This window comes from Microbacterium testaceum StLB037, assembly GCF_008763945.1.
GTDB classification, from domain to species: domain Bacteria; phylum Actinomycetota; class Actinomycetes; order Actinomycetales; family Microbacteriaceae; genus Microbacterium; species Microbacterium testaceum_G.
Map to the genome: position 1 here is coordinate 283598 of NZ_VTQH01000003.1, position 24909 is coordinate 308506.

At 72.4% G+C, this 24909-nt stretch carries 30 protein-coding genes; 16 read left to right on the plus strand and 14 right to left on the minus strand.

Annotated features, from left to right (window positions below; genetic code table 11):
* Window positions 1-7 precede the first annotated feature (7 nt).
* Window positions 8-490: a molybdenum cofactor biosynthesis protein B gene (locus F9B98_RS13675; RefSeq protein WP_150958382.1), complete on the plus strand. Its 483-nt coding sequence runs from the start codon at window positions 8-10 to the stop codon at window positions 488-490.
* The gene (locus tag F9B98_RS13680; protein ID WP_150958384.1) at window positions 487-930 is read left to right on the plus strand and encodes a molybdenum cofactor biosynthesis protein MoaE; all 444 of its coding nucleotides are present in this window, start codon (window positions 487-489) and stop codon (window positions 928-930) included. Before F9B98_RS13675 ends, F9B98_RS13680 begins: the two co-directional genes overlap by 4 nt.
* Window positions 931-1021: 91 nt before the next feature.
* On the opposite strand, the gene F9B98_RS13685 is transcribed toward F9B98_RS13680, so the two are convergent.
* From F9B98_RS13685 to moaA, 5 genes are read right to left on the minus strand one after another with little or no spacing between them, the layout of a single operon-like run.
* Window positions 1022-1258, minus strand: coding sequence for a MoaD/ThiS family protein (locus F9B98_RS13685; protein WP_150958386.1), 237 nt, complete (start codon window positions 1256-1258; stop codon window positions 1022-1024).
* Window positions 1255-1734 (minus strand): cyclic pyranopterin monophosphate synthase MoaC, encoded by a 480-nt coding sequence (moaC, locus tag F9B98_RS13690; RefSeq protein ID WP_150958388.1) that lies wholly within the window; start codon window positions 1732-1734, stop codon window positions 1255-1257. Before moaC ends, F9B98_RS13685 begins: the two co-directional genes overlap by 4 nt.
* Window positions 1731-2954, minus strand: coding sequence for a gephyrin-like molybdotransferase Glp (gene glp, locus F9B98_RS13695; protein WP_150958391.1), 1224 nt, complete (start codon window positions 2952-2954; stop codon window positions 1731-1733). Before glp ends, moaC begins: the two co-directional genes overlap by 4 nt.
* Window positions 2951-3730 carry a HesA/MoeB/ThiF family protein gene (locus F9B98_RS13700; RefSeq protein WP_150958392.1) on the minus strand — a complete coding sequence of 260 codons (780 nt, stop codon included), beginning with the start codon at window positions 3728-3730 and terminating at the stop codon, window positions 2951-2953. Before F9B98_RS13700 ends, glp begins: the two co-directional genes overlap by 4 nt.
* Window positions 3727-4938 (minus strand): GTP 3',8-cyclase MoaA, encoded by a 1212-nt coding sequence (moaA, locus tag F9B98_RS13705; RefSeq protein WP_225310352.1) that lies wholly within the window; start codon window positions 4936-4938, stop codon window positions 3727-3729. The genes F9B98_RS13700 and moaA overlap by 4 nt, the downstream gene beginning before the upstream one ends.
* Window positions 4939-5012: 74 nt before the next feature.
* On the opposite strand from moaA, the gene F9B98_RS13710 reads away from it, so the two are divergent.
* From F9B98_RS13710 to F9B98_RS13725, 4 genes are all read left to right on the plus strand, one after another.
* Entirely contained in the window at window positions 5013-5408 is a 396-nt protein-coding gene (locus F9B98_RS13710; RefSeq protein WP_150958394.1) for a TOBE domain-containing protein, read from the plus strand.
* A 237-nt stretch (window positions 5409-5645) separates the two neighbouring features.
* The gene (modA, locus tag F9B98_RS13715) at window positions 5646-6404 is read left to right on the plus strand and encodes a molybdate ABC transporter substrate-binding protein (protein ID WP_150958396.1); all 759 of its coding nucleotides are present in this window, start codon (window positions 5646-5648) and stop codon (window positions 6402-6404) included.
* Window positions 6401-7180 (plus strand): molybdate ABC transporter permease subunit, encoded by a 780-nt coding sequence (gene modB / locus F9B98_RS13720; RefSeq protein ID WP_150958398.1) that lies wholly within the window; start codon window positions 6401-6403, stop codon window positions 7178-7180. The genes modA and modB overlap by 4 nt, the downstream gene beginning before the upstream one ends.
* Window positions 7177-8220: an ATP-binding cassette domain-containing protein gene (locus tag F9B98_RS13725; RefSeq protein WP_191966857.1), complete on the plus strand. Its 1044-nt coding sequence runs from the start codon at window positions 7177-7179 to the stop codon at window positions 8218-8220. Before modB ends, F9B98_RS13725 begins: the two co-directional genes overlap by 4 nt.
* Before the next feature lies 1 nt (window position 8221).
* On the opposite strand, the gene cydC is transcribed toward F9B98_RS13725, so the two are convergent.
* The 4 genes from cydC to F9B98_RS13745 are packed head-to-tail and all read right to left on the minus strand — an operon-like array spanning window position 8222 to window position 14082.
* Window positions 8222-9898, minus strand: a complete 1677-nt coding sequence (cydC, locus tag F9B98_RS13730; RefSeq protein ID WP_150958400.1) for a thiol reductant ABC exporter subunit CydC — start codon at window positions 9896-9898, stop codon at window positions 8222-8224.
* The gene (gene cydD, locus F9B98_RS13735) at window positions 9895-11604 is read right to left on the minus strand and encodes a thiol reductant ABC exporter subunit CydD (RefSeq protein WP_150958403.1); all 1710 of its coding nucleotides are present in this window, start codon (window positions 11602-11604) and stop codon (window positions 9895-9897) included. Before cydD ends, cydC begins: the two co-directional genes overlap by 4 nt.
* Window positions 11605-11607: 3 nt before the next feature.
* Complete coding sequence (cydB, locus tag F9B98_RS13740) at window positions 11608-12633, minus strand: cytochrome d ubiquinol oxidase subunit II (RefSeq protein WP_150958405.1); 1026 nt, start codon at window positions 12631-12633, stop codon at window positions 11608-11610.
* Between the two features lie 9 nt (window positions 12634-12642).
* A complete protein-coding gene (locus tag F9B98_RS13745; RefSeq protein WP_150958407.1) occupies window positions 12643-14082 on the minus strand; it encodes a cytochrome ubiquinol oxidase subunit I in 1440 nt (479 codons plus the stop codon).
* Between the two features lie 132 nt (window positions 14083-14214).
* Here F9B98_RS13745 and F9B98_RS13750 point away from each other — a divergent pair, with 132 nt between their 5' ends.
* Window positions 14215-14760, plus strand: a complete 546-nt coding sequence (locus tag F9B98_RS13750; RefSeq protein ID WP_150958409.1) for a PadR family transcriptional regulator — start codon at window positions 14215-14217, stop codon at window positions 14758-14760.
* 100 nt (window positions 14761-14860) lie between these two features.
* Window positions 14861-15157, plus strand: coding sequence for a hypothetical protein (locus F9B98_RS13755; RefSeq protein ID WP_150958411.1), 297 nt, complete (start codon window positions 14861-14863; stop codon window positions 15155-15157).
* A gap of 30 nt (window positions 15158-15187) precedes the next feature.
* Here the strand turns inward: F9B98_RS13755 and F9B98_RS13760 are convergent, their stop codons facing one another.
* Together F9B98_RS13760 and F9B98_RS13765 are read right to left on the minus strand one after the other, a co-directional pair.
* Window positions 15188-15523, minus strand: a complete 336-nt coding sequence (locus F9B98_RS13760; RefSeq protein ID WP_150958413.1) for a heavy-metal-associated domain-containing protein — start codon at window positions 15521-15523, stop codon at window positions 15188-15190.
* 24 nt (window positions 15524-15547) lie between these two features.
* A complete protein-coding gene (locus F9B98_RS13765; protein ID WP_056230224.1) occupies window positions 15548-15829 on the minus strand; it encodes a metal-sensitive transcriptional regulator in 282 nt (93 codons plus the stop codon).
* Window positions 15830-16059: 230 nt separating this feature from the next.
* On the opposite strand from F9B98_RS13765, the gene F9B98_RS13770 reads away from it, so the two are divergent.
* Window positions 16060-16422 carry a hypothetical protein gene (locus tag F9B98_RS13770; RefSeq protein WP_225310353.1) on the plus strand — a complete coding sequence of 121 codons (363 nt, stop codon included), beginning with the start codon at window positions 16060-16062 and terminating at the stop codon, window positions 16420-16422.
* Here the strand turns inward: F9B98_RS13770 and F9B98_RS13775 are convergent.
* Complete coding sequence (locus F9B98_RS13775) at window positions 16403-17098, minus strand: ABC transporter ATP-binding protein (protein ID WP_150958416.1); 696 nt, start codon at window positions 17096-17098, stop codon at window positions 16403-16405. The two genes, F9B98_RS13770 and F9B98_RS13775, sit on opposite strands and share 20 nt — an antisense overlap.
* Window positions 17095-18156 carry an ABC transporter permease gene (locus F9B98_RS13780; protein ID WP_150958418.1) on the minus strand — a complete coding sequence of 354 codons (1062 nt, stop codon included), beginning with the start codon at window positions 18154-18156 and terminating at the stop codon, window positions 17095-17097. Before F9B98_RS13780 ends, F9B98_RS13775 begins: the two co-directional genes overlap by 4 nt.
* Before the next feature lie 146 nt (window positions 18157-18302).
* Between F9B98_RS13780 and F9B98_RS13785 the strand changes: the two genes are divergently transcribed.
* From F9B98_RS13785 to F9B98_RS13805, 5 genes are all read left to right on the plus strand, one after another.
* A complete protein-coding gene (locus F9B98_RS13785; protein WP_150958420.1) occupies window positions 18303-19466 on the plus strand; it encodes a sensor histidine kinase in 1164 nt (387 codons plus the stop codon).
* Window positions 19463-20083, plus strand: a complete 621-nt coding sequence (locus F9B98_RS13790; RefSeq protein ID WP_150958422.1) for a response regulator — start codon at window positions 19463-19465, stop codon at window positions 20081-20083. The genes F9B98_RS13785 and F9B98_RS13790 overlap by 4 nt, the downstream gene beginning before the upstream one ends.
* Window positions 20084-20121: 38 nt before the next feature.
* The gene (locus tag F9B98_RS13795) at window positions 20122-20622 is read left to right on the plus strand and encodes a bifunctional nuclease family protein (protein ID WP_150958424.1); all 501 of its coding nucleotides are present in this window, start codon (window positions 20122-20124) and stop codon (window positions 20620-20622) included.
* An 86-nt stretch (window positions 20623-20708) separates the two neighbouring features.
* Window positions 20709-21770: a phosphogluconate dehydrogenase (NAD(+)-dependent, decarboxylating) gene (gene gnd / locus F9B98_RS13800; RefSeq protein ID WP_150958426.1), complete on the plus strand. Its 1062-nt coding sequence runs from the start codon at window positions 20709-20711 to the stop codon at window positions 21768-21770.
* A 90-nt stretch (window positions 21771-21860) separates the two neighbouring features.
* Entirely contained in the window at window positions 21861-22427 is a 567-nt protein-coding gene (locus tag F9B98_RS13805; protein ID WP_150958429.1) for a ribonuclease H family protein, read from the plus strand.
* Here F9B98_RS13805 and F9B98_RS13810 read toward each other — a convergent pair.
* A complete protein-coding gene (locus F9B98_RS13810; protein ID WP_150958431.1) occupies window positions 22424-23380 on the minus strand; it encodes an NAD-dependent epimerase/dehydratase family protein in 957 nt (318 codons plus the stop codon). The two genes, F9B98_RS13805 and F9B98_RS13810, sit on opposite strands and share 4 nt — an antisense overlap.
* A 722-nt stretch (window positions 23381-24102) precedes the next feature.
* Here F9B98_RS13810 and F9B98_RS13815 point away from each other — a divergent pair.
* Both F9B98_RS13815 and yiaA read left to right on the plus strand, forming a co-directional pair.
* Window positions 24103-24303 (plus strand): hypothetical protein, encoded by a 201-nt coding sequence (locus F9B98_RS13815; protein WP_150958433.1) that lies wholly within the window; start codon window positions 24103-24105, stop codon window positions 24301-24303.
* Between the two features lie 138 nt (window positions 24304-24441).
* A complete protein-coding gene (yiaA, locus tag F9B98_RS13820; protein WP_150958435.1) occupies window positions 24442-24909 on the plus strand; it encodes an inner membrane protein YiaA in 468 nt (155 codons plus the stop codon).

The following is a 24909-nucleotide window of genomic DNA, read 5'->3' on the forward strand; positions in this document are numbered from 1 at the left end:
TGAGCCAGTGCCTCACCATGCCCGCGTCCTGACCGTCTCCGACCGTTCCGCCGCCGGGCTGCGCGAGGACCGCGGGGGTCCGCTCGCCGTGTCCCTGCTGCGCGAGGCGGGGTTCGACTGCGCCGACCCGGTGGTCGTCGCCGACGGCGCCGACAGCGTCGAGGCGGCGCTGCGCGACCTGGTCGCCACCGGGCCCGGCCTCGTCGTCACCACGGGCGGCACCGGGATCGCCCCCACCGACCGCACGCCCGAGGGCACCGAGCGCGTGCTCGACCGCGAGCTCCCCGGCATCGCCGAAGAACTGCGGCGCCGCGGGCTCGCCGACACCCCGATGGCCGTCCTCTCGCGCGGCCTCGCGGGGATCGTCGACCCGGGCACCCTGGTCGTCAACCTTCCCGGATCGACGCGCGCCGTGGCATCCGGGATCGCCGTCATCGCCGAGCTCGCCCCGCACGTGCTCGACCAGCTCGCCGGAGGAGACCACGCATGAGCATCCCGCACGACGGCGCCGTCCGTATCGCCCGCCTGTCGGAGACGCCCCTCGGCCTCGACGCGCACCTCGACGCGGTCGAGGACTCCTCGTCGGGCGCCGTCACCACCTTCGTCGGGCGCGTCCGCGACATCGACCCCGACGCCTCGGGCGCGGTCGTGGCGCTCGAGTACAGCGCTCACCCCGACGCCGAGCAGACCCTGCGCCGCATCGCCGAGAGCGCGGCCGCGGGCACCGACGCGATCGTGGCGGTCAGCCACCGCGTGGGCCGTCTGGGCGTGGGCGAGGCCGCGGTCGTCATCGCCGTGGCATCCGGTCACCGTGCCGAGGCGTTCGAGGTCTGCCGCGCCGTGATCGAGACGATCAAGACCGACCTGCCGGTGTGGAAGCGTCAGGTCGAGGCCGACGGCACGACGGAGTGGAAGGGCCTGGGCGGCTAGGCGCTCCGCTCGCAGATAGGCGACTTTCTCGCAGTTCTCCGTCCGGATTCTGCGAGAAACGTGCGCCTCTGCGAGCTGCGGGTCGCGCGGCTCAGCCGCCGGCGAACGGCGGCAGCACGTCGACGTGCGTGACGCCCGCGAGCGGGGCGTCGTCGTCGTGGCGGGTGCCGTCGACGAGGACGGCGCAGCGATCCAGGATGCCGCCGAGCGCGGGGTGGTCGGCGACGACGGCCGTGCGGAGGGCGATCAGGGTCGGTTCGGTGCGGTCCTCGGCATCCGTTCCCGCTGCCTCCGCCGCCGCGGCGAAGTAGCGCACGCGCACGCTCATGAGCCTTCCTCCGGGCGCGCCCAGTCGCCGGACTTCCCGCCGGTCTTCGACACGATGCGCACGTTCTCGATGAACGTGCCCTTGTCCATGCCCTTCACCATGTCGACGATCGCGAGGGCCGCGACCGAGACGCTCGTGAGGGCCTCCATCTCGACACCGGTCCGGTCGGCGGTGCCGACGGTGGCCTCGATCTCGACGCCCTCGTCGGTGATCTCGAGGTCGACCGAGGCGCGGTGCACCCCGATCACGTGCGCGAGGGGGAGGAGTGCGGGAGTGGACTTCGCGGCCTGGATGCCGGCGATCCGGGCCACGGCGAGCACGTCGCCCTTGGGGGCTGTGCCATCGCGGAGGGCGGCGACGACCTCGGGGGAGCAGCGGACGAAACCGCGCGCCATGGCCGTGCGGACCGTGGGCTGCTTGAGGGTGACGTCGACCATGCGGGCGTGGCCCGCGGCGTCCAGGTGGGTGAAGGTCATGGAATCAGCATGACATCGAGCGGATCGCCCACCGACACGGTGGACACCTCGGCGGGGACGATCGCGAAGGCCTCGGCGCGGGCGAGCGAGGCGGCCAGGTGCGAGCCCGATCCGCCCGCGGTGGCGGGGCGCACGGTCCCCTCGGAGAGGTCGATCGCCGCGGGGAGGTACTGCCGGCGGCCGGGCGGCGTGGTCCATGTCTCGGATGCCGTGAGCCGGGCGATCCGCCGATCGATGACGCCGCGGCCCTGGAGGGCGAGGAGGGCGGGGCGCACGAACACCTCGAATGACACCGCGACGCTCACGGGGTTGCCGGGCAGGCCGAAGACGAGCCGGCCGTCGTCGAGCGCGCCGAACGCCTGCGGCTTGCCGGGTTGCATCGCGACCTTCTCGAAGGAGATGCGGCTTTCGAGGGCCTGACGCACGGGCTCGTAGGCTCCGGCGCTCACTCCGCCGCTGAAGACGATCACGTCGACGTCGGCCGCGTGCTCGAGCAGGGCGTGGATCGCGCTGGCCTCGTCTTGCAGAGACGACATGACGGTCATGTCGGCGTCGGCGTCGGATACCAGTGCCGCCAACAGCGTCGAATTCGAGTCGGGGGTCTGGCCGCGGCCCGGAACGAAGCCGGGAGCGACGAGCTCGCTGCCGGTCGAGACGACGGCGACCCGCGGGCGGCGGCGCACCTCGAGCTCTGCCACGCCCGCCGCAGCGGCGGCGGCCAGCGCGTACGGCCCCAGGCGTTCCCCGGCGGACAGGACGACGTCTCCCGCGCGGGTGTCGCCGCCGCGGCGGCGGATGAAAGCTCCGGATGCCGCGGGCGCGCGCCGCACCTCGACGGTGCCCAGCGAGTCGGCGAGTCCGCCCGCGGTGTCCTCGAACGGGACGATCGCGTCGGCCGCGGTGGGGACGGGCGCGCCGGTCATGATGCGCACCGCCTCACCCGCGCCGATCGACGGATCGGCCGACGAACCGGCCGGCAGATCGGCGACAACGCGCAGGGTCGCCGGGTTCTCGGCATCCGCCCCCTCGACGTCGGCGAAGCGCACGGCGAAGCCGTCCATCGAGGAGTTGTCGAACCCGGGCAGATCGTGCGCGGCGAGAACGGGCGCGGCGAGTGTTCGCCCGGCCGCCTCCGCGAGGCGCACCGTCTCGACGGGCAGGGGCGAGACGGCGGCGAGCACGCGGGCGCGGTGCTCCTCGACGGTCAGGAGCGCACTCACGCGGGGGTCCTTCCGGTGTTCGGGGCGAGCGGGATCACGTCGTGGCGCGCGCGGAGGGCGTCGATCACGACGAGCCGGCCGAGCAGAGGATCGCCGGCGCCGGTGACGAGCTTGATCGCCTCGGTCGCCAGCATGCCGCCGACCTGCACGCACAGCGAGCCGAGTACGCCGACCTGGGCGCATGTGGGCGGCTCTCCGGCGGAGCCCGTCGGAAAGAGGTCGCCGAGCACGACGGGCGCGTGCCCCTCGGGCGGGGCCGACCAGAACACCGTCACCTGAGCCGCCCACTCCTGCACGGCTCCCCAGACGAGGGGGATGCCGAGGCCCTCGGTCGCGGCGGCGACGGCCTCGCGCGTGTCGAAGGTGTCGCTGCCGTCGATCACGAGGTGCGCGCCCGAGAAGAGCTCGGCGGCATTGTCGGAGGTCAGTCGTACCGTTCGTTCATGCACGACGGTGAGGGGCGACAGATCGCGCACGGCACGGGCGGCGGATGCCGTTTTGGCGGTGCCGATGTCGGTGATGCGGTGCGCGAGCTGGCGTTGCAGGTTCGTGCGCTCGACGGTGTCGTCGTCGATGATCACGAGCTCGCCGACGCCGGCCGCGGCCAGCGCGAGCAGGACGGGGGAGCCGAGGCCCCCGGCGCCGACGACCGCGATCCGTGCCGCAGCCAGGCGGCGCTGCCCCTCCTCGCCGATCGCGGCGAGCACGGCGTGGCGCGCGGTGCGGATGAGTTCTTCGGGGGCGAGGGCGGCCACCGGCTCGACCAGCGGCTTCATCCGCCGATCGCGCTCATCGTGCGCTCCGGCTGGACGAAGTCGGCACGCGCCAGGCCCACGCGGTCGGATCCGTGCGCACGGGGCTTGGCCCACATGGCATCCCGCCAGACCTGCGCGATGCCGGCGTCGTCGGTTCCCTCGCGCAGGGCCGAGAGCAGGTCGGTCTCTTCGTGCGAGAACAGGCACGAGCGCACCTTGCCGTCGGCGGTGACGCGCGTGCGCGTGCAGGCGGCGCAGAAGGGTTCGGTGACCGAGGAGATGATGCCGATGTGCCCGGCCACGGCCGTCTCCCCGGGGCGGCGCACCTCCCAGCGCTCGGCGGGAGCGGCGCCGCGGCCGCGCGGGTCGGCCGTCAGGGTGAAGGCCTCTTCGATCGCGGCGCGGATGTCGCGGGCGGGGATGACATTCGTCGCCGACCACGACCGGTCGCCGTCGAGGGGCATGTCCTCGATGAAGCGCATCTCGAAGCCGTTGGTCACGGCCCAGTCCACGAGGGGAACGACCTCGGTGTCGTTCATGCCGCGCAGCAGGACCGCGTTGATCTTGATCGGCCCGAGGCCCGCCGCTCGCGCCGCTTCGAGCCCGGCGAGCACCTTGTCGAGGTGCGGGCGGCGGGTGAGCTCGGCGAAGGTCTCGGGATGCAGGGTGTCGAGCGAGACGTTGAGGCGGGTGAGGCCCGCGTCTTTCAGCGCCTGCGCGCGACGATCGAGACCCACGGCGTTCGTGGTCATCGAGATCGGCAGGTCGGGGTTGTCGTCGCGGATGCCGGCGATGATGACCTCGAGATCCTTGCGCACGAGGGGCTCGCCGCCGGTGATCCGCAGTTCTTCCGCGCCGAGCGACTGCACGGCGACGCGGACGATCCGGCGGATCTCGTCGGCCGACATCAGCTGCGTCTGCGGGAGCCACGGCATCCCGTCGGCCGGCATGCAGTACGTGCAGCGCAGGTTGCACTTGTCGATGACCGAGACGCGCAGGTCGGTCGCGACGCGGCCGAAGCGGTCGAGCAGGCCGCCGTCCTGCGGGGCGCCGGGTATCGTCTTCGCCGACCGGGGCGGCGCGCCGGTTGCGGAGAGAGCGGTGGCGCCCGATTTCGCCGGGGCGGGTGCGCCGGTCGCCGGGAGGGCGGTGGCGCCCGAGGCCGTCACGGTGGCCCCGAGCGCCACGGCCACGGGCCGTCGCGTCGCGCTCGAGTGCTCGGCATCCATGGGTTGAGCCTAGGTCAGCGCGGGGCCGACGCGGGCGGCCGGACGCCGTCTCAGAGGGACGATACGGTCGGGGGATGCCGAACACCTTCCGCATCGCGCAGGCCGCGCGTCTGCTCGGAGTCAGCGACGACACCGTGCGCCGGTGGATCGATCAGGGCGTCCTCCCCACGACGGGGGCGTCGCCGACGGAGATCCCGGGTGCGGCGCTCGCCGAGCGGGCCGTGGCGCTCGCGGCCGAGCCGGACGACCCGACCGCGATCGCCTCGAGCGCCCGCAACCGCTTCGTGGGGATCGTCACCCGCGTGCAGATCGACGGGCTCATGGCGCAGGTCGACCTGCAGTGCGGACCGCACCGCGTCGTGTCGCTGATGTCGGCCGAGGCGGCCGAGGAGCTCGCCCTCGAGCCGGGCTCGCTCGCGGTGGCGTCGGTGAAGGCGACGGTCGTGACGCTGGAGGCGCCGCGCGGCTGAGTGCGCTCCGCCGGGGGACGTGCGTGCGCCGGGCCGGTGCGGGTTTTGCGCGCCAACCCCGCCGGGCGTGGTCTCCACACGCCGAGACTGCATCTCGCTGACAACCCCGCGCCAGGCTGCAACCGGCTGCCAGCGGGATGCAGTTTCGCGGACTGAGCGGACCCGACGACCCCGATAACTCCGCAGATGCGGAACAATAGGATCCCAGCGAGCCGCCGGCGCGCCGAAAGGAACGACATGCGCCGCCCTCTCCGCCTCCTCGCCCTCGTCGGTGCCGCCGCCCTGCTGGCCGGGTGCGCCAGCACGGCGCCTGCGCCCGCGGCATCCGGAGACTCCCTGTCGGGAACCGTCGAGGTGTATGCCGCGGCCTCGCTGCAGCGCTCGTTCGACGAGATCGCCTCGGCGTTCGAGGCCGCCCACCCCGATGTCACCGTGAGCGCGGTCTACGACGGATCGAGCACCCTCGCGACGCAGATCGGCGAGGGCGCACCGGCCGACGTCTTCGCCTCGGCCGACGAGAAGAACATGGCGAAGGTGGCGGCGCAGGCCCCCGATCCGCAGCTCTTCGCGGGCAACACGCTCGTGATCGCCGTGCCGAAGGGCAACCCGGGCGGGGTCGCGTCCCTCGCCGATCTCGCCCGCGTGACGACGGTGCTGTGCGCCCCCGAGGTGCCGTGCGGGGCGGCGTCGCAGACCCTCCTCGCGAACGCCGGCGTCGCGGTCACCCCCGTGAGCTCCGAGCAGAACGTCACCGCCGTTGTGACCAAGGTCGCGGCGAACGAGGCCGATGCGGGGCTCGTCTACGCCACCGACGTGAACGGCCGCGACGACGTCGAGGCCGTCGTCCCCGCCGGCGCCGACGCGGTCGTCAATCGCTATCCGATCGCGGCGCTGACCGACGCACCGAACCCCGGCGCCGCCGCCGCGTTCGTGGCGTTCGTCCTGTCCGACGAGGGTCGGAGAATCCTCACCGACGCCGGATTCCGCGCCCCGTGAGAGCGGCCGGGTACATCCCCCGCTGGCTGATCGTGCCGGCGGTGGTCGGCCTGCTCTTCCTGCTGGTGCCGCTGACCGCCCTGGTCGCGCGGGTGGAGTGGGCGACGCTCTGGAGCGACGTCACCTCCGAGGCCGCCCTCTCGGCTCTGGCCCTGTCGCTGGGCACCGGGGCCGTGGCCACCGCGGTGTGCGCGGTCGTCGGCATCCCTCTCGCCCTCCTCATCGCGCGCAGCCCCGCGCGCACGGCCGCCGTCCTGCGGGCACTGGTGACCGTGCCCCTCGTGCTGCCGCCGATGGTCGGCGGTGTCGCCCTGCTGTACCTCTTCGGACGCAACGGCTGGTTCGGCTTCCTCGGTCTGCCCTTCACGACCCCGGCCGTCGTGCTCGCGCAGGTGTTCGTGGCGCTGCCGTTCCTCGTGCTCGCGGTCGAGGGTGCTCTGCGCAGCACCGGCGTCGAGTTCGAACGTGCGGCGGCGTCGCTCGGCGCCACGCGCGCGACGATCCTGCGGCGCATCACCCTCCCACTGGCCGCGCCCGGCATCGTCGCCGGGATCGTGCTGTGCTTCGCCCGCTCGATCGGCGAATTCGGGGCGACCGCGTTGTTCGCCGGCAACCGCCCCGGCGTGACGCAGACCATGCCGCTGGCGATCTACACCGCGTTCAATGGCGCGGGCGTCTCTCAGGGCACCGCGGTGGCGCTGTCTCTGCTGCTGCTCATCACCGCCGTCGCGGTCTTGCTGCTCGTGCGCGGCTGGCGACCGGGGGTGGGTCGATGACGATCCCGGATGCCGCTGAACTCCGCGCCCGCATCGCGGTACGCCGCCGTGACTTCGTCGTCGACATCGCGCTCGCCGTCGTCCCGGGGGAGACCGTCGCCGTCACGGGGCGCAGCGGCGCGGGCAAGTCCACCCTGCTCGGGGCCCTCGCGGGGCTCACTCCGCTCGACGAGGGCGAGATCTCCGTCGACGGCCGGGTGATCGATCGCGCCCCGCGCCTGCGGACGGATCCGATGCGGCGCGGGATCGTGCTCCTCGGTCAGGAGGCGCGACTCTTCCCCCACCTCACCGCGCGCGAGAACGTCGCCTTCGGTCCGCGGTCGGCCGGGGTCCCGGCATCCGTCGCCCGATCCTCCGCCGACGAATGGCTGGCCCGCGTGGGGCTGCCGGGAACGGGTGACCGGCGCCCGGCGCAGCTGTCGGGCGGGGAGCAGCAGCGCGTCGCCGTCGCACGGGCGCTCGCCGCCGAACCCCGGGTCGTGCTGCTCGACGAACCTCTCGTGGCGCTGGACGCGGTGACGGCGTCGGAGATCCGGACCATGCTGCACGAGCGCCTCGCGGGGGTGACGACCGTCGCGGTCACACACGACGCGGTCGATGCCGCGGCCTTGGCCGACCGCCTCGTGATCGTGGAGCGGGGGCGGGTGACGCAGCAGGGGCCCGTGCGCGAGGTTCTGTCGGCCCCCGCCACCGAGGTCGCGGCACGGATCGCGGGGCTCGAGCGTCTCGAGGGTGTGGCGCAGGGAGGCGCGTTCGTGCGCGGCGCGTTGCGGCTGGAGTCGACGGATGCCGCGTCTCTCGCGCTGGCGCGCGCGGAGGGGGCGGAGCTGGCCGCTGTGTTCCCCGCATCCGCGATGCGCCTGGGCGCGGGGTCTCCCGTCACGGTGTCGCACCTCGAGCAGACACCGACCGGCGTGCGCGTGGTCACCGACCACGGTGCCGCCGAGGTCGCCCCGGCCGAGGCGGCGTCGATCCGTCCGGGTGACGTCGTGCGCGTGAGCGTCGCGCCCGAGCGCGTGCGGTTCGTCGCGGCGACCTGACTCAGACGGCCGCCACTCGCCCGCCCTCGAGGCGTACCTCCCGGTCGACGAGCCCCGCCGGCACCTCGACGTGCGAGACCAGCACGACGGCCCGGTCACGTCCGACAGCGCCGAGCAGATCGCGCAGCAGCGCATCGGATGCCGAGGGGTCGACGCCCGCGGTGGGCTCGTCGAGCACGAGCACGGGGAAAGCGCGCAGGATCGAGCGGGCGAGGGCGAGACGTTGCGCCTGCCCGCCGGAGACGAGCCCGCCGCGATCGCCGACGCGAGCGTCGAGCCCCCCGCGCTCCCGGACCCAGGGTCCGAGCCCGACGCGGTCGAGCGCCGCCCACAGCTCGTCATCGGTCGCCGTATCCCGCGCGAACAGCAGATTCTGGCGCACCGACTCGTCGAACAGGTACGGCGACTGCTCGATGAGACCGACGGTGCGGCGCAGGTCGTCTCCCGCGATCTCGCGCGCCTCGCGCCCACCGATCCGGTACGACCCCTCGTAGTCGAGCAAGCGCGTGAGCACGTGCGCCAGCGTGGTCTTCCCCGCTCCGCTCGGCCCGGTCACGAGGACGCGCTCGCCGGGGGTGATGCGGAAGTCGACCTGATCGAGGCGGCCGGAGTCCCCGTCGACGTCGCTGCGCGCCGGCCAGTGCGCCCGGATGCCGGAGAGCTCGAGGCCCGAGCCGAGGGGCGGGGCCTCGTCGGTCGGGGCGGGTTCGTCGCGGGGGAGCCCGTCGGGGACGGTCTCGGGCACCGCCTCGGCGATGCGCTCGGCCGCGGCACGCACCTGGCGCCACGAGGCGAGGGCGAGGGGCACGGGGCCGAAGACCTCGAACACCGCCATCGGCAGCAGCACGACGACCGCCAGTCCCGGTCCCGACAACGTCCCGCCGGGCGCGGCGACCAGGAGCACCCCCAGCGACCCCACCCCCGCCAGCATCGACACCGCGCCCGAGGTGAGACCCTGGGCCCCGCCGCGACGGACGACCGCCCGGCGTAGCGCGGCATCGGCCCGGCGGACGCGCTCGGTCGCGGCATCCACGGCTCCGTAGGCGGTCAGCACGTCGAGATTCGCGAGCAGGTCGTGCACGGCGTCGGCGACGGCGGCGCGCAGCGGCGCGATCGACCGCTCGGCGCGGGCGCCCGCGGCCCCACCGACGGCGACGGCGAGGCCGAAGGCGGCCGCCAGGCACGCGAGGAGCACCAGGGCTGCCGGCCAGGACAGGAATGCGGTGAAGACGACGGCCGCGAGAGAGGTGAGGGCGGCCACCGAGAGGGGGAGGACGACCCTCAGCGGCAGGTTCTGCAGCTCCTCGACGTCGTCGACCACGCTCGAGAGCAGGCCGCCGCGGCGCGAGCGCGCCAGCCCGTCGGGAGCGAGCGGCACGAGGTCGCGCACGAGGTCGGCGCGGACCCCGGAGAGCTGATGCAAGGCGGCATCGTGGCCCGTGAGGCGCTCGAGGTAGCGGAAGACCCCGCGCGAGAGCGCGAACGCCCGCACCCCCACCACGGCCACCGACAGGTACATCACGAGCGGCTGCTCGGCGGCGCGGGCGATCAGCCAGGCGCTCGCGGCCAGCAGCGCGATCGAGCTCGCCGCGGTGCCGACGCCCGACAGCATCGCGGGCGCGAACCGGCGCGGCGACGGCAGGGTCGAGCTCAGGATGCCGCGCACCCGGGCGTTCACGAGCGCACCCCCTGCACCCCGCGTGAGTCGCCAGAATCTGTCGCTTCAGGCGCCGCCGAAGCGACGATTCTCGGCGACTCGCGCGGGGGCGACGCCGGGGGCGACAGCTCGACCACGCGGTCGGCGATCGCGCGGGCGGAGCGGCGGTGCGAGACCAGCAGCACGGCGCGGCCGACGGCGGCCTCTCGGCGCAGGGTGTTCCACAGGTGAGACTCGGTGTCGGCATCCAGCGCGCTCGAGGGCTCATCCAGCACGAGTACCGGCACGCCCGCGACCCGCGCTCGGTACAGCGCGCGGGCGACGGCGACCCGCTGCGCCTGCCCGCCCGACAGACCCGCGCCCCCTGCGCCGAGAACGATCGCCGGGTCGAGGTCGGCCACTCCCGCGTCGGTCAGGGCCGAGGTGATGCGCATCGGGTCGGCGGGGGAGCCGAGCGCGACGTTCTCGGCCACCGTGCCCGACACCAGCCCCGGCCGTTGGCCCGCCCAGGCGACCGAGTCGCGCGCGTGCGCCACGGCCACGCCGTCGACCCGCACCTCGCCGTCGTGCTCCGCGTGCCCGAGCACGGCGGCGATCAGCGACGACTTGCCCACACCGCTCGGGCCCGTCACGAGCACCACCTCGCCGGGCCACACCGACAGCGACACCTCGGGCAGCGCGTGCCCCTCGCGGTGTACGCGGACCCGGTCGAGCGCGATCGTCGAGCCGAGCGCCGGGGCGTCGGCATCCGGAATCTGCTCGTGTGGGGCGGAGTGTGCGGCGTCGAGGGCGTCGAAGATCTCCTCGGTCGCCGCCACGCCCTCGGACGCGGCGTGGAACTGCACGCCCACCTGGCGCAGGGGCAGGTAGGCCTCGGGCGCGAGCAGGAGCACGAACAGACCCACGAGGAGCGAGAGATCGCCCGCGAGCAGGCGGAACCCGATCGTCACGGCGACGATCGCGACCGAGATGGATGCCAGGAACTCCAGCGCGAAGCCCGAGAGGAACGACACGCGCAGCACCGTCATCGTCTCGCGCTTGTAGTCACGCGTGATGGTCTCGATCGAGCGCGCGGCGCGGTGCTGACGCCCGAAGGCCTTGAGCGTGCCGAGGCCCTCGACGGTGTCGGCGAAGCGCGCGGCGAGGCGCCCGAGCGTGCGGTACTGCTTCTGCTGCACGCCGCGGGTGGCGAGACCGATGAGCACCATGAACAGCGGGATGAGGGGGATCGTCAGCGCCACGATCAGCCCCGACAGCGGATCGGCGAGGGCGATCGCCCCGATGAGGATGGGCATGGTGATCGCGGTCGCGACCAGCTGCGGCAGGTACCGGCCGAAGTAAGCGTCGAGCGCCTCGAGACCGTGACCCGCGGTGAGCGCGAGCGACGCGGCGTTGCGGCGGGCGAGCCAGCCCGGACCGAGACGGGCGACCGCGCCGAGGAGCGCCGCGCGCAGCTGCAGCGACGCCGCCGCGGCACCCCGCGCCGACGCGCGCTCCGACGCCGCGATCAGCAGACCCCGAACGAGCACGAGGGATGCCGCGACCCCGACGTATCCCCACAGTTCGGCGACCGGTCGGCCCTGGATCGCGCCGACCAGGGCGGTGGTGAGCGCCCACGCGAACCCGACGATCACACCCGTCTGGGCGAGGACGATCGCCGCGGAGAGGGCGAAGAATCCGCGCGAGGCGGTGGTGTAGTGCAGGAGCCGGGGGTCGACGGGTTTCATGGGTCAGTGGGCGACGAGCGCGGCCTTCTCGATGCGGGCGCGGGTCACGCGCTTGCGGAACACCCAGTAGGTCCAGCCCTGGTAGGCCAGGATCAGCGGCAGGAAGATCAGCGCCGCCCAGCTCATGATCGTGAGCGTGTAGTCGGTGCTCGAGGCGTTGTCGATCGTCAGGCTCGCCCCGCCCGGGAGGGTCGAGGGCATGACGTTCGGGAACAGCGCGAAGAACAGGGCGGCGACGGCGGTCACGATCGTCACGGCGCCGAGGGTGAAGGCGGTGCCCTCGCGGTCGCGGGTGTTCGCGACCCACGACCCGATCAGGGTGAGAGCGGCGATGCCGGCGAGGGCGACCACCCCGAGGAAGAGCGGGGCGCCCGCGGCGTTCAGGATCGTCCAGCCGAGGAAGAGCGCGGCCAGCGCGATCGTGAGCAGTCCCGCGCGGCCCGCGAGCCGTCGGGCGTCGGAGCGCACCTGGCCGTCGGTCTTGAGCGCGACGAAGTACACCCCGTGCAGGAAGAACAGGCTCAGCGTGGTGAGTCCACCCAGGATGCCGTAGGGGTTGAGCAGCGTCAGCACGGTGCCGGCGTACTCGTGGTCGGTATCCAGCGGCACGCCCTGCACGATGTTCGCGAAGGCGACGCCCCAGAGGAACGCGGGCACGGCGGAGCCGATGACGATCATGCGGTCGAACGAGCGCCTCCACGTCAGGGAGTCGCGCTGGTGGCGGTACTCGAACGAGACGCCCCGCGCGATGAGCGCCAGCAGGATCGCGAGCAGCGGCAGGTAGAACCCGCTGAAGAGGGTCGCGTACCACTCGGGGAACGACGCGAACAGGGCGGCGCCCGCCACGATGACCCAGGTCTCGTTGAGGTCCCACACCGGTCCGATGGTGTTGATGATCTGGCGGCGGGCGATGTCGTCCTTGCCGAGGAACGGCAGCGACATGCCGACGCCGAAGTCGAAGCCGTCGAGCACGAAGTAGCCGACGAAGAGGAAGGCGACGATCCAGAACCAGAGGTGTGCGAGGTCCATGAGGGGCTCCTAGTAGACCGTGGTGGGGGTGTTCTCGATGGAGTCGTCGTGCACGGCATCCGGATCCGGCAGGGGTTCGGGACCCTTCTGCGCGAATTTCACGATGAGACCGAACTCGACGATCGCGAGGGTGAGGTAGACGAGGGTGAAGGCGATCAGCGAGACGAGCACGCTCCAGCCCGGGACGCTCGGCGAGACCCCGTCCTGCGTGAGCATGAGCCCGAACACGATCCAGGGCTGACGGCCCATCTCGGTGAAGACCCAGCCGACCAGGCTCGCGAGCATCGGCAGGGGAGCGGCCCAGATCGCGATGCGCCACATCCAGGGCGCGACCGGGCGGGTCGCCTTCTTGCGGGTGACCCAGAGGCCGACCACGCTGACCAGGGCGGCGATACCGCCGAGGGCGATCATCCAGCGGAAAGCCCAGTAGGTGACCCACAGCACGGGGGCGAAGTTGCCGTCCACCTGGTCGGCGAACTGCGGGAACATCTGCTGGCTGTACAGGGTGTTGAGGTCGTTGATGCCCTCGACGCAGCCGTCGAGCGAGTGCGTCGAGAGGATGCTGAGCAGGAACGGTACACGGATGCTGAACAGCTCGCTCGTTCCGTCCGGGGTGCCGAGGGTGAAGATCGAGAACGAGGCGTCCTGCCCGCAGACGGTGTTGAAGGTGGCTTCGGCCGCCGCCATCTTCATCGGCTGGGTGGCGACCATCACGAGGCTCAGCTGGTCGCCGACGATCGCGACGAGCACGAACGACACGAGGGTTCCCCACAGGCCGAAGCGGAGCGTCTTGCGCATCATCTCGGTGTTGCGCCCGCGCGCCATGTGCCAGGCCGAGACGGCGACGACGACCATGGCGGCGAACATCCAGCCGGCGAAGATCGTGTGGGGGAAGGCGGCGAGGGCCACGGGGTTCGTCAGCATCGCCCAGATGTCGACCAGCTCGGCGCGATGGCCGTCGGCCGACATCTGATAGCCGACCGGGTTCTGCATGAAGGCGTTGGCGGCGATGATGAAGTACGCCGACAGGGTGGCGCCGATCGACGCCATCCAGATGCTCGCGAGATGCGCGAGGCGGGGGAGCTTGTCCCACCCGAAGATCCACAGGCCGATGAAGGTCGCCTCGAGGAAGAAGGCGAGCAGGCCCTCGAAGGCGAGCGGGGCGCCGAAGACGTCGCCGACGAAGCGGGAGTAGGCCGACCAGTTCATGCCGAACTGGAACTCCTGCACGATGCCGGTGACCACGCCCATCGCGAAGTTGATCAGGAAGATCTTCCCGAAGAAGCGCGTGATGTGCAGCCACCGGACATCTCCCGTGCGGTACCACCGGGTCTGAAAGATCGCGACGATGAGCGACATCCCGAGCGTGAGCGGCACGAAGAGGAAGTGGTACAGCGTCGTCAACCCGAACTGCCAGCGGGCGAGGGCGAGGGGGTCGAGCCACTCCATCGGGAGCCTCCGATCGAACCGGAATGTGTGGTCAGACCACATGCTACGCCGGGGCTCATCGGCGCGTCGGGGGTTCGCTCGGCGTCGAACGATATACTCGGCAAGTCATTTCTGACCCGCCAGGAGGCACCCGTGTCCGTCCGTCTGAGCCTGCTCGCGATCCTCGATCGCGGCGCGTGCTACGGCTCGCAGCTGCGGGCCGAGTACGAGCGGCGCACGGGGGCGCGCGTCAACGTCGGGCAGGTGTACACCACCCTCGAGCGTCTCGAACGCGACGGGCTGGCGCAGGGCGCCGGTGTCGACGACGAGGCCCGCGTGCTGTGGGAGCCCACCGCCGCCGGTCGTGACGAGGTGCGGGCGTGGCTCGCCGGGGCGTCGCTGGTCGAGGGGCGCGACGACGTCGCCCTCAAGATCGCGCTCGCCGTGACGCTTCCGGGGGCCGATGTTCCCGGCATCCTGTCGATCCAACGCGAGGCCGTCCGTGCGGCGCTCGTCGAGGCGCGGGACGAGCGGGCGGATGCCGTTCCCGCGGCCATCGTGCGCGCGGCACGCCTCCAGCGGCTCGAGGCCGACCTGCGCTGGATCGACGAGGTCGCAGAGCTCGCCCGCGGAGCCGAGCCGTTCGACCTGTCGGAGGAGCGTCCGCGGCGCGGCCGCCCGGCCCGCAGCACCGTCTGACCCGGCCGTATCCCCGTTTTCGGATTCCGTCAAGGGTGGCGTGAATCATCGGTGCACAGCGCACTGTGAGAACACCCCGGTCGAACCAAGGAGTTCTCGCATGGTCATGGAAGCACCCCTCAGCCGCCCGGGATCGTCGAAGGCCGCCGCTCGTGCTGCCGCGAAAGCGACCGCAAAGCCCATCGTGGCCTCGCCCGCCCTCACCGAGATCCCGTGGACGCGCATCGACCTCGACCTGTACGAGGTCGCCCGCGACGGGTACATCGTCGGTTACGTCGAGGTCGTCGGAGCCGTCTTCGTGGCCCTCGGTGGTGCGCGCTACGACCGCGCGGTCGAGGTGTCACAGCACCTCACCTTCCACGCGGCCGTCGACGCGCTGGTGCGCCGGGTTCTCTGACGAACCGCTCACCGACCGGCTCGGTCGAAGTCAGCGCACGAGCGTGTAACCGGCCTCGTCGATGGCGGCGATGAGAGCCGCGTCGTCGGCGGTCCCCTCGATGCGCACGAGAGACGCGTCACCCACCCGCAGGTCGATGTCGACGACCCGTACGCCGTCGAGCGCGTTCAGCTCATCGGTGACCGCGCGCACGCAGTGTTCGCACGTCATCCCCTCGACGCGGAGCACGTCGGTGGCCGTCGAGTCGCCGCGCTCGGCGGAGGCGGTGGATGCCGCAGCCCCGTGGCCGCAACCGCAGCCCGCACCGCAGCCGCCACCGGTGGCGGAGGTCGAGGTGAGGCCGAGGTCGATGCGCTGTTCGGTCATGGTGTCTCCTTGCGAGCGAACGGGTTACGAGCGGACGAGGCGGGCGATCGCCTGGTTCGCCTCTTTGAGCTTCTCCTCGGCGACGGGGCCGCCCTGCGCGGCCGCTTCGGCGACGCAGTGGGAGAGGTGGTCGTCGAGCAGGGAGAGGGCGACGTTCTCGAGCGCCTTCGTCACTGCCGAGACCTGGGTGAGGATGTCGATGCAGTACTGGTCGTCGTCGACCATGCGCGCGATTCCGCGGACCTGGCCCTCGGCTCGGCGCAGGCGCTTGAGGAGGTCGTCTTTGTGGCCCTCGTATCCGTGCATGGGTCGATGATACCCCCGTGGGGTATGGCTAGCACGGGCGCTCCGCCTGTCAACCCCCTCGGAATTCCCGGCTCGGAGGCGGATGGTCGATTCATCAGGAGGTCGACATGCTCTCTCGTCGTACCGGTGGTGGTCAGCGATGACCGCCGATCCCTTCCCCACCGGCCCCCACCGCCCCGTGCGCATCCCGCACCTGCCCCCGCTGCGCTCGCAGCGGCGAGAATCGAAGGATGACGCGAACACTGGCAGCGCTTCCGGGCGCCGCTCGGAGACTGTGTCTCAGCCGACGAAACGGCGAGATCTGCACCCGTGAGGACGGCCATCGCGGCCTTCATCACCGCACCGGCGGGCGCCTGCTCTGGAGCGACCTGCAGGCCGACCCCCCGGAGTGCGCCGCGGCCGGGACCCCCGCCGAACCCGCGCCCACGCTCGATGACGGATTCCCCGCCGGTCGAGCCCTGTGCCCGCTCTGCTGGGCGTTCGTGGAGCGCGACGACGACGGCCTGATCGAGCCCCACGACTCGTGGCGCGGAGACGAGTCCCGCGCCGAGGCCGACCGCCGCCGCGAGTGGTTCAACGCGTTCGGCTGGTGACGAGCGCCGCTCGCCCGTCGACCACCTCGACCGTCGCGTCGAGGGCTTCGCTGTGGATGAGGTCGTGCGTCACGAGCAGCGTCGCCGTCTCACGCTCCCGCGTCAGTCGGGCCAGCAGCGCCATGATGTCGGCGCCACGGGCCCTGTCGAGGGCGCTCGTCGGTTCGTCGACCAGCAGGACCTGCGGCTCGTGCACGAGAGCTCGCGCGATCGCCACGCGCTGGCGCTGACCACCCGAGAGGTGGGCCGGGCGCCGGTCGGCGACAGCGCCGAGCCCCACGGCGTCGAGAAGCTCGTCGACCCGCGCTCGCACGCGGGCCCGCCGTTCGCGGCGGCCCCGGCCCCCGAGCTCGGCCATCACCCGCAGCTGTTCGCGAGCGGTGAGTGCCGGTAGCAGCTGGGGCTGTTGGAACACGATCCCGATGCTGTCGCGCCGCAGCGCCGTGGCTCCCGCGGCGCTGAGCCGGGTGGCATCCGTCCCCGCGACGAGCACGCGACCGGAGTCGGGGCGCACGAGGGTGGCCGCGAGGGCGAGCAGGCTCGACTTACCTGAGCCGGAGGGGCCGGTGATCCCCGTCACGATGCCCGGGCGCCCCTCCAGGGTGACGCGGTCGACCGCGGTGATGCGGGCGTCGCCGTCGGGGTAGGTGAGGGTGACGTCGTCGAGAAGGATCATCGGGTGCTCCTGAGGGCGGTGAGAGGGTCGGACGAGGTGACGGTGCGCAGCGACACGGCCGCGCCGAGCAGGCCCAGCGCGATCATGACCGCCGCGGGGGCGAGGGTCGTGAGCGGGCTCAGGACGAAGGGGAGGGCGCCCCCGGCGAGGGCTCCCAGCGCCGCGGTGAGCCCGAGACCGACCCCCACCCCGAGGGCGAGAACCACCAGCGCCTGCCCCAGCGCGTCGCGCACCAGCGCGGGAGTGCTCGCCCCGAGGGCCTTCAGCACGGCGATGTCGGCCGAGCGCTGCATCGTCCACACGGTGAAGAAGGCTCCGACCACGAGCGCCGAGACGCCGAAGAGCATGGCGATCATCAGCGCGAGCGAGCCGATCTCGGAGCGGAACGTCGACAGGGCCGTGAGACTCGCCAGGGGAGTGGATGCCGTGGTGCCCGTGTCGGCGGCGACGGAATCCCACGCGGGGGAGCCGGTGACGGCGAGCACTGTCGGCTGTCCCGTCCCACCCAGACGCTGGGCGAGGGTCGTCCAGGCGACCGTGCTGAGCGAGACGACGGGCGTGTGGCTGTACCACTCGTCGCCTCCGATCGCGGTCACGCGGTACGACGAGCCCGCGATCGACACGTCATCGCCGACCGCCGCCCCGAGCGCCTTCGCTGCGCCCGCCGACAGATCCACCTCGTCGTCGCGGCGCGGGGCGGCGAAGCCCGTGCCCGCGTCGAGGCCGAAGAGGGCCACGGCGGTCGCGGAGCCCGGTCCCTCCGCGCGCGTCTGCGTGATGCCGACGGCGGTGACGGTGTCGACTCCCGGGGCTGCGCGCCAGGCGGCGACGGTTTCGTCGTCGATCGCGGAGTCGGCGAAGGTCGCGCTCGCGCCCTCCGCGGGGTGCAGGACGAGACGGTCGCCGGGCAGGGCGAGCACCGCGGAGACGTTCTGTGCGGCAAGGCCGCCGGTCAGGCCCGAGAGGAAGCCGACCAGCAGGGTGATGAGGGCGACGACCGCCCCGATGAGGGCGAATCGCCCGCGGGCGAACCGCAGATCGCGCCATGCGACGTACACGTCGCCTCCTTCCGCCGACGACTCTCGCCGGCACCGTTCCAGGCTCGTCTCCGACGCGCTCGCGATCATCGGCGCGTTGGGCGAACTTCCTCTCCACCTTTCGGATGATCCGCCGGGGTCCCGGCATCCGTAGCCTGGATCGGGAAATGACCCATCGTCCTCTCGCCCCCGTCTTCACGGGGCTCCGCGCGGGCTTGCACGCCCTCTTCGGCGGCCTGCTCGCCCTCGTCGTCGCGCGCGTGCTGCTGACGAACGGGTCGGCGCTCGCCCTCGTGCTCACCGGCGTGCTGGGGGTCGTGTACCTCGCCGGGCTCTGGGTCGCCCGCTCGGGGCGGTCGCGGCGCAGCGTCGTCTGGGTGGCGGCGCTCACGGTGGTGTGGGCGGCCCTGGTGTGGCTGGTCCCCGAGGCCGCCTACCTCGTCTTCCCGCTGTTCTTCCTGTACCTGCACGTGCTGCCCGGGGTCGCGGGTCCGCTCGCGGTCGTCGGCACGACAGCGGTCACGATCGCCGCGTTCGCCGTCCACGGGGGTCTCACCGTGGGCGGGGTCGTCGGGCCCGTGGTCGGCGCGGGGGTCGCTATGCTCATCGGCCTCGGCTACGGCGCTCTCGAGCGCCGCGCGGCGGAGCGGGAGGCGCTCATGGCCGAACTGATCGCCACGCGAGACCGCCTCGCGGCAGCCGAACGCGAGCAGGGGACCCTCGCCGAGCGCGCGCGGTTGGCCCGCGAACTCCACGACACCGTGGCCCAGGGGCTGTCGAGCATCCAGATGCTCCTCCACGCGGCGGAGCGGGCGGATGCCGGGGGCCCCGGGATCGACCACGTGCGCCTCGCACGCCAGACGGCGGCGGACGGCCTCGCCGAAACCCGCCGCTTCATCCGCGAGCTCGCGCCGCCGAGCCTCGACCGCGGCCTGGGCTCCGCCCTCGAGCGTCTCGCCGCCGGGTGGGCGACGCGGGAGGGCATCGACGTCGAGGTCGAGGTGGATGCCGCGGTCTCGCTGCCCATGGACGCGCAGACCGCCCTGTTGCGCGTCGCGCAGGGAGCCCTCGCGAACGTCGCCCAGCACGCGCGGGCGCGCTGCGTGCGCATTCGGCTCGTCCCGCAATCCGCGGGGGCGCGTCTGACGATCTCCGACGACGGCACCGGGTTCGAAGTCGCCCACGCCGAGGGCGCGGCATCCGGAACCGACTCCTTCGGGCTGCGCGCCATGCGCGAGCGCGTCGATCAACTGGACGGCAGACTCGACGTCGACAGTGCGCCGGGGCGTGGGGCGACCATCACCGTCGTGCTCCCGGGAGGCGCCTCGTGATCCGCGTGCTCATCGCCGATGACCACCCCGTCGTCCGGGCGGGCGTGCGCGCGCTGCTCGATGCCGAGACCGACATCGAGGTGGTCGGTGAGGCCGCCACCGCCGACGAGGCGGTGGCTCTCGCCGCGGAACTCGCGCCCGAGCTCGTGCTGATGGATCTGCAGTTCGGCGAGCGGGCGGCCGGTGCCGACGCGACCCGGCGCGTGCGCGCCCTCGCCGCCCCGCCGTACGTGCTCGTGCTGACCAACTACGACACCGACGGCGACATCCTCGGCGCGGTCGAGGCCGGTGCGAGCGGGTATCTGCTGAAGGATGCGCCCCCTCATGAGCTGCTCGCGGGCGTCCGGGCCGCCGCCGCGGGGCAGAGCGCCCTGGCTCCGGCGATCGCGGGGCGCCTCCTGGCCCGTCTGCGCGAGCCCCGCGTGACGCTGTCCGCGCGCGAGATCGAGGTGGTGCGTCTCGTGGCCCGCGGGGCGTCGAACGCCGAGGTCGCCGCGCGCCTGCACATCACCGACGCGACGGTGAAGTCCCACTTGGCGCACGTGTTCTCGAAGCTCGGCGTCTCGTCGCGCACCGCCGCCGTCTCGTCCGCGCGGGCTGTCGGCATCGTGCGCTGATCTCCCGCCCTCCCGCCTCGGCCCCGTACGATGGCCCCATGATCCGGGTGCGCGTCGTGGGGGTGGCCCTCGACCCGGCCCAGCAGCACGTCATCCTGCTCAAGCCCGTCGATCCCTCGACCGCCGGCGATCGCGTACTGCCGGTGTGGATCGGGCCGCAGGAGGCCATGTCGATCCTCGTCGCGATCGAGGGTACGGGCTCGCCGCGTCCGCTCGCGCACGACCTGATGACCGCGATGCTCGGCGAGCTGTCGGCATCCGTCGATCGTGTCGAGATCACCCACCTCGACGAGGGGACCTTCCACGCCCGTGTCGTGCTGAACACTCCCGCGGGGCCCCGCACCTTCGACTCCCGTCCCTCGGATGCCATCGCCCTCGCCGCCCGTGCCGAGGCGCCCGTCCTGGTGGCGGACGCCGTCTTCGACGAGGCGGGGGTGCCCGACGAGGCGGTCGAGCTCGACGGCGGTGCCGAAGAGGATCGGGTCGAGGAGTTCCGCCGGTTCCTGGACGACGTCGACCCCGAGGATTTCCAGGGCTAGCACCGATCCCGCGTGCCCCGCGACGCTCCTAGACTCGCGGAAGGGCCGCGCGGCGCGGTCCGTCATCCACGACGAACGGGGAACCAATGCAACTCGCCATGGTCGGACTCGGACGAATGGGCGCGAACATCGTCCGCAGACTCATGAGGGACGGTCACGACTGCGTCGTGTTCGACGTGAATCAGGATGCCGTGGCCTCGCTGGTCGCGGAGGGGGCCACCGGGGCGTCGAGCATCGCCGATCTCGCGTCGAAGCTGCAGAAGCCCCGCGCCGTGTGGCTCATGATCCCCGCGGGTCTCACCGGGAAGGTCGTCGACGAGGTCGCCGCCGTCCTCGAGCCGGGCGACATCATCATCGACGGCGGCAACTCGAACTACCGCGACGACGTGCGCCGGGCCAAGAAGCTCGACGAGAGCGGCATCCACTACGTCGACGTGGGGACCAGCGGTGGCGTGTTCGGTCTCGAGCGCGGCTACTGCCTGATGGTCGGCGGCCACGACGAGGCCGTCTCGCACCTCGAGCCGGTGCTGCGCACGATCGCTCCCGGACCGGGTGAGGTGGAGCGCACTCCCGGCCGCACCGGCGACTACTCGACCGAAGAGCGCGGCTACCTGCACTGCGGCCCCTCCGGTTCGGGGCACTTCGTGAAGATGGTGCACAACGGCATCGAGTACGGCATCATGGCCGCTCTCGCCGAGGGCCTGAACGTGCTCAACAACGCCGACGCGGGTCTGCACCAGGGCGAGCACTCGGCCGAGGTCGCCCCGCTCGAAGAGCCCGAGTACTACCAGTTCGACATCGACACCGCCCGCGTCACCGAGCTGTGGCGCCGGGGCTCGGTCATCTCGTCGTGGTTGCTCGACCTGACCGCCGCCGCGCTCGCGCAGAACCCCACGCTCGACGGGCTCGCCGGCCGCGTGTCCGACTCGGGCGAGGGCCGGTGGACCGTCAAGGCCGCCGTCGACACGGGCGTTCCGGTGCCGGTGCTGGCCGCGTCGCTGTTCGAGCGCTTCGCCTCGCGGGGCGAGGACCACTTCGCCAATCAGGTGCTCTCGGCGATGCGCCTGCAGTTCGGCGGGCACCAGGAACTTCCCGCCGGCGACGTTCTCGAAGCCGGTCAGAAGAAGGCCGAGAGCGGTCGAAACTGACCTTCCCGCCTCCGCCCCCGCCGCCGGTGATATGCCCCGTCGGCGGGGGCGTCGTCGTTCGTGTGCGGTGCTCCGGGAGAGACTAGAGGGATGAGCAGTACCGCGTCGCCCTCGCCCTCCGACCGCTACATCGTCGCCACCGACGGCGCCTGCAAGGGCAACCCGGGCCCGGCGGGCTGGGCGTGGGTGGGCGAAGACGGACACTGGGCTGCCGGGTCGATCCCCGAGGGCACGAACAACATCGGAGAACTGCTGGGGCTGCTGTACGCCATCACCGACCACTCGGATGTGCCCGAGCTCGTCGTGCAGGCCGACTCAAAGTACGCGATCGACACGTACTCGAGGTGGATGGACGGCCACCGCCGTCGCGGCTGGGTCACGAGCGCGAAGAAGCCGGTCGCCAACCAGGGCATCCTCGAGGCCCTGATCGCCGCGCGCGACGCCCGGCGGGCGGCGGGCCTTCCCGACGTCGTGCTCGAGCACGTACGCGGGCACTCCGGACACGTACTGAACTCCTGGGCCGATGAGCGCGCCGTGCGGGCATCGCAGCACGCGGCCAAGGGGGAAGAGCTCATCTGGACGTCGCTGCGCGGTCTCGACACGCTCGACGTCTCGTCGGCGCCGCCGCGTTCGGCGGCCGACCGCAACGGGCGCTAGGCGCCCAGGACCTCCGCCTCTTCGGCGGGGGTGAGTCCCGCTCGGCGGGGGCGGTCCAGCCCGCGTTCGCGCTCGTCGTCGAGCGTGCGGCGCATCGTCTCGGCGAGAGGGCGGCGCCGGCCACCGGATGCCACGAACGCGGCGTCACTGCGGCGCGCGAAGCCCTGGGCGCTGGTCGGCAACCACAGGGGCAGGGATCTCGGCCCGGCCCAGAAGGTCGCACCCCGCGCGGTGAGGGTCTCGTCGTCGAGGGTGACGGTCTCGCTCTCGACCGCCGCCGCGTCTCGCGCCGCCGCGAGCACCGCGGCGAGGGGCAGTTCCTCACCGACCGCGTTGATCGGTCCCGTGATCCCCGTGCGGCCCGCGAGCTCGATCCACGCGGCGAGGTCGTCGACGTCGATCGCCTGCACGTGTCGACCGGCGGCCTCGGGCGCGAGGACCCGCCCACCGCGGGCGAAGCGCGCGGGCCAGTATCCGAATCGGTCGGTGGGGTCGCCCGGGCCGACGATGAGTCCCGCCCTCGCGAGGAGAGCCCGGTCGCCGACGCGCGCCGAGGTGAGCATCTCGGCGTGGACCTTGGCATCCGGATACTGTGCGAGATCATCGGGTTCGACGAGGTCCGCCGACTCGTCGGCGAAGGGCATGTCGGAGCGGGCATATACCGAGACGCTCGACACGAGCGTCCAGTGCGCTGCATGGTCGGCGAGGGCATCGAGGGCGGATGCCACGAACCCGGCGTCCCAGGACAGTTCGACGACCTCGTCCCAGTCGCGGCGCACCGCGTCGTAGGCACCGGGGTTGCTCCGGTCGGCGCGGACCAGACGCGCGCCGGGCGCGATGTCGCCGGACTCGCCGCGGGCCAGGCACGTGACCTCCGCCCCGTGGGCGAAAGCGTGTGAGGCGATGGAGCGGCCGAGCCACGCGGTGCCGCCGAGGATGAGGACCTGTCGCATGCGGGTCAGCCAATCACCCGCGATCGGGCAGCGCGAGGGTGTTCGCGCTCGGCGGAGGGCGGGCAACGACGTGCCGGGATGGAGGCGTGTACGCGTAGCGGTCGACAGAAGCGCGAGTGACACGGGACGGAGCGGCGCCGCGGGGCGGGGTGTCAGAACTCAGAACGGTGGCGGGTCGGGGTCGGGTGCGAAGACGACCTGGCGTTCGGGCGGGTCGATGGTTCGACGGCCGAGCGGGCTGGTCCAGCGCGCCCGCTTCGGTGATCCGGCGCTGCGCCGTGCGATCATGCCACCGCAGGGCGAGAGCGATCTCCGCCGCGACCGATCGCAGGGCGAGCTCGCGCTCCTGTACCATTCGCGGGCGGTGTTCGCTGCGGCCCACCGCGACCGCGTGAGCACGCGCGAGCTGCCGGAACCGCTCCGCCTCGAGCGCGGCCATCGCCGCCTCCATGCGCTGCAGTGACGCGACCGCGTCATCGAGCACCGCGTCGTCCGCGTCGCGCGAGGGGGCGGGGTGGCTCATGTACACATGCTTCCACCAACCTCCGACATCGCCGGTGGCCGTCGCGCTGGGAGGCGGCCGAAGTCAAGAGTTGGCGGGCAGTGCGCGCCGACGGATAGGAAGAGGTGTGACCGATCCAACGGCCAAACCCTCTCTCATTCAGCAGCGGATGACGCTCACGCGCACGAGAACTTTCGCCGTCTTGGCTACCGTGGCGACGATGTTCCTGCTTTCAGCCCAGATCATTCGACTCGTCGACTCCGGAGAGAACTCGGCGTGGCACTGGTTCGGGGTGGCGGTCTTCGCCGTGCTGATGGGAGCCGCGGTCGTGTCGGTCGTGAAAGCTGACCGTGCCATCCGCTCCTTCGAGGCCGAGAACGGCCGCGATGCCGGCCGTCAGCGCCCCGTCGGCGATCGCTGATCACGCCCGCTCACACGGCATCCGGGTCCCCGGCCTCTCCATAGATCGCGCCGCATGGCGTTTTCGGCATGAACGTTCCGCTAGCTTCTCCGCCACGGCATATGTCTCCGACGGGGACCCGACCAAGGGGTGGGAAAGATGACGGATGTACACGCTCAGCAGATGCTCGGTCGCCCGACCGGAGCTTTCGTGGGAGCCTCATGGGTGGCCCTCGGCCTCGGCGCCTCGGTCTACTTCATCGGCCTTTACAACGCGCACATGACCCTCGCCGAGAAGGGTTTCTACCTCTCGGTCTTCCTGCTCGGTCTCTTCGCCGCGATCTCGGTGCAGAAGGCGGTGCGCGACCGCGCCGAAGACATCCCCGTGACCGGCGCCTACCTCGGCGTCGCGTGGGGCATGCTGCTCGTCGCTCTCGCCCTCATGGCGGTCGGTCTCTGGAACGCCGACCTGCTGCTGTCGGAGAAGGGCTTCTACGGCATCGGCTTTGCGATGAGCCTCTTCGCCGTCGTGGCGGTGCAGAAGAACGTGCGCGATCTCGCGGCGTTCCGGAACGTCCACGCCGACACCCCGCCCGTCGAGCACACCGGGTATCCGACGGCGGGCTGA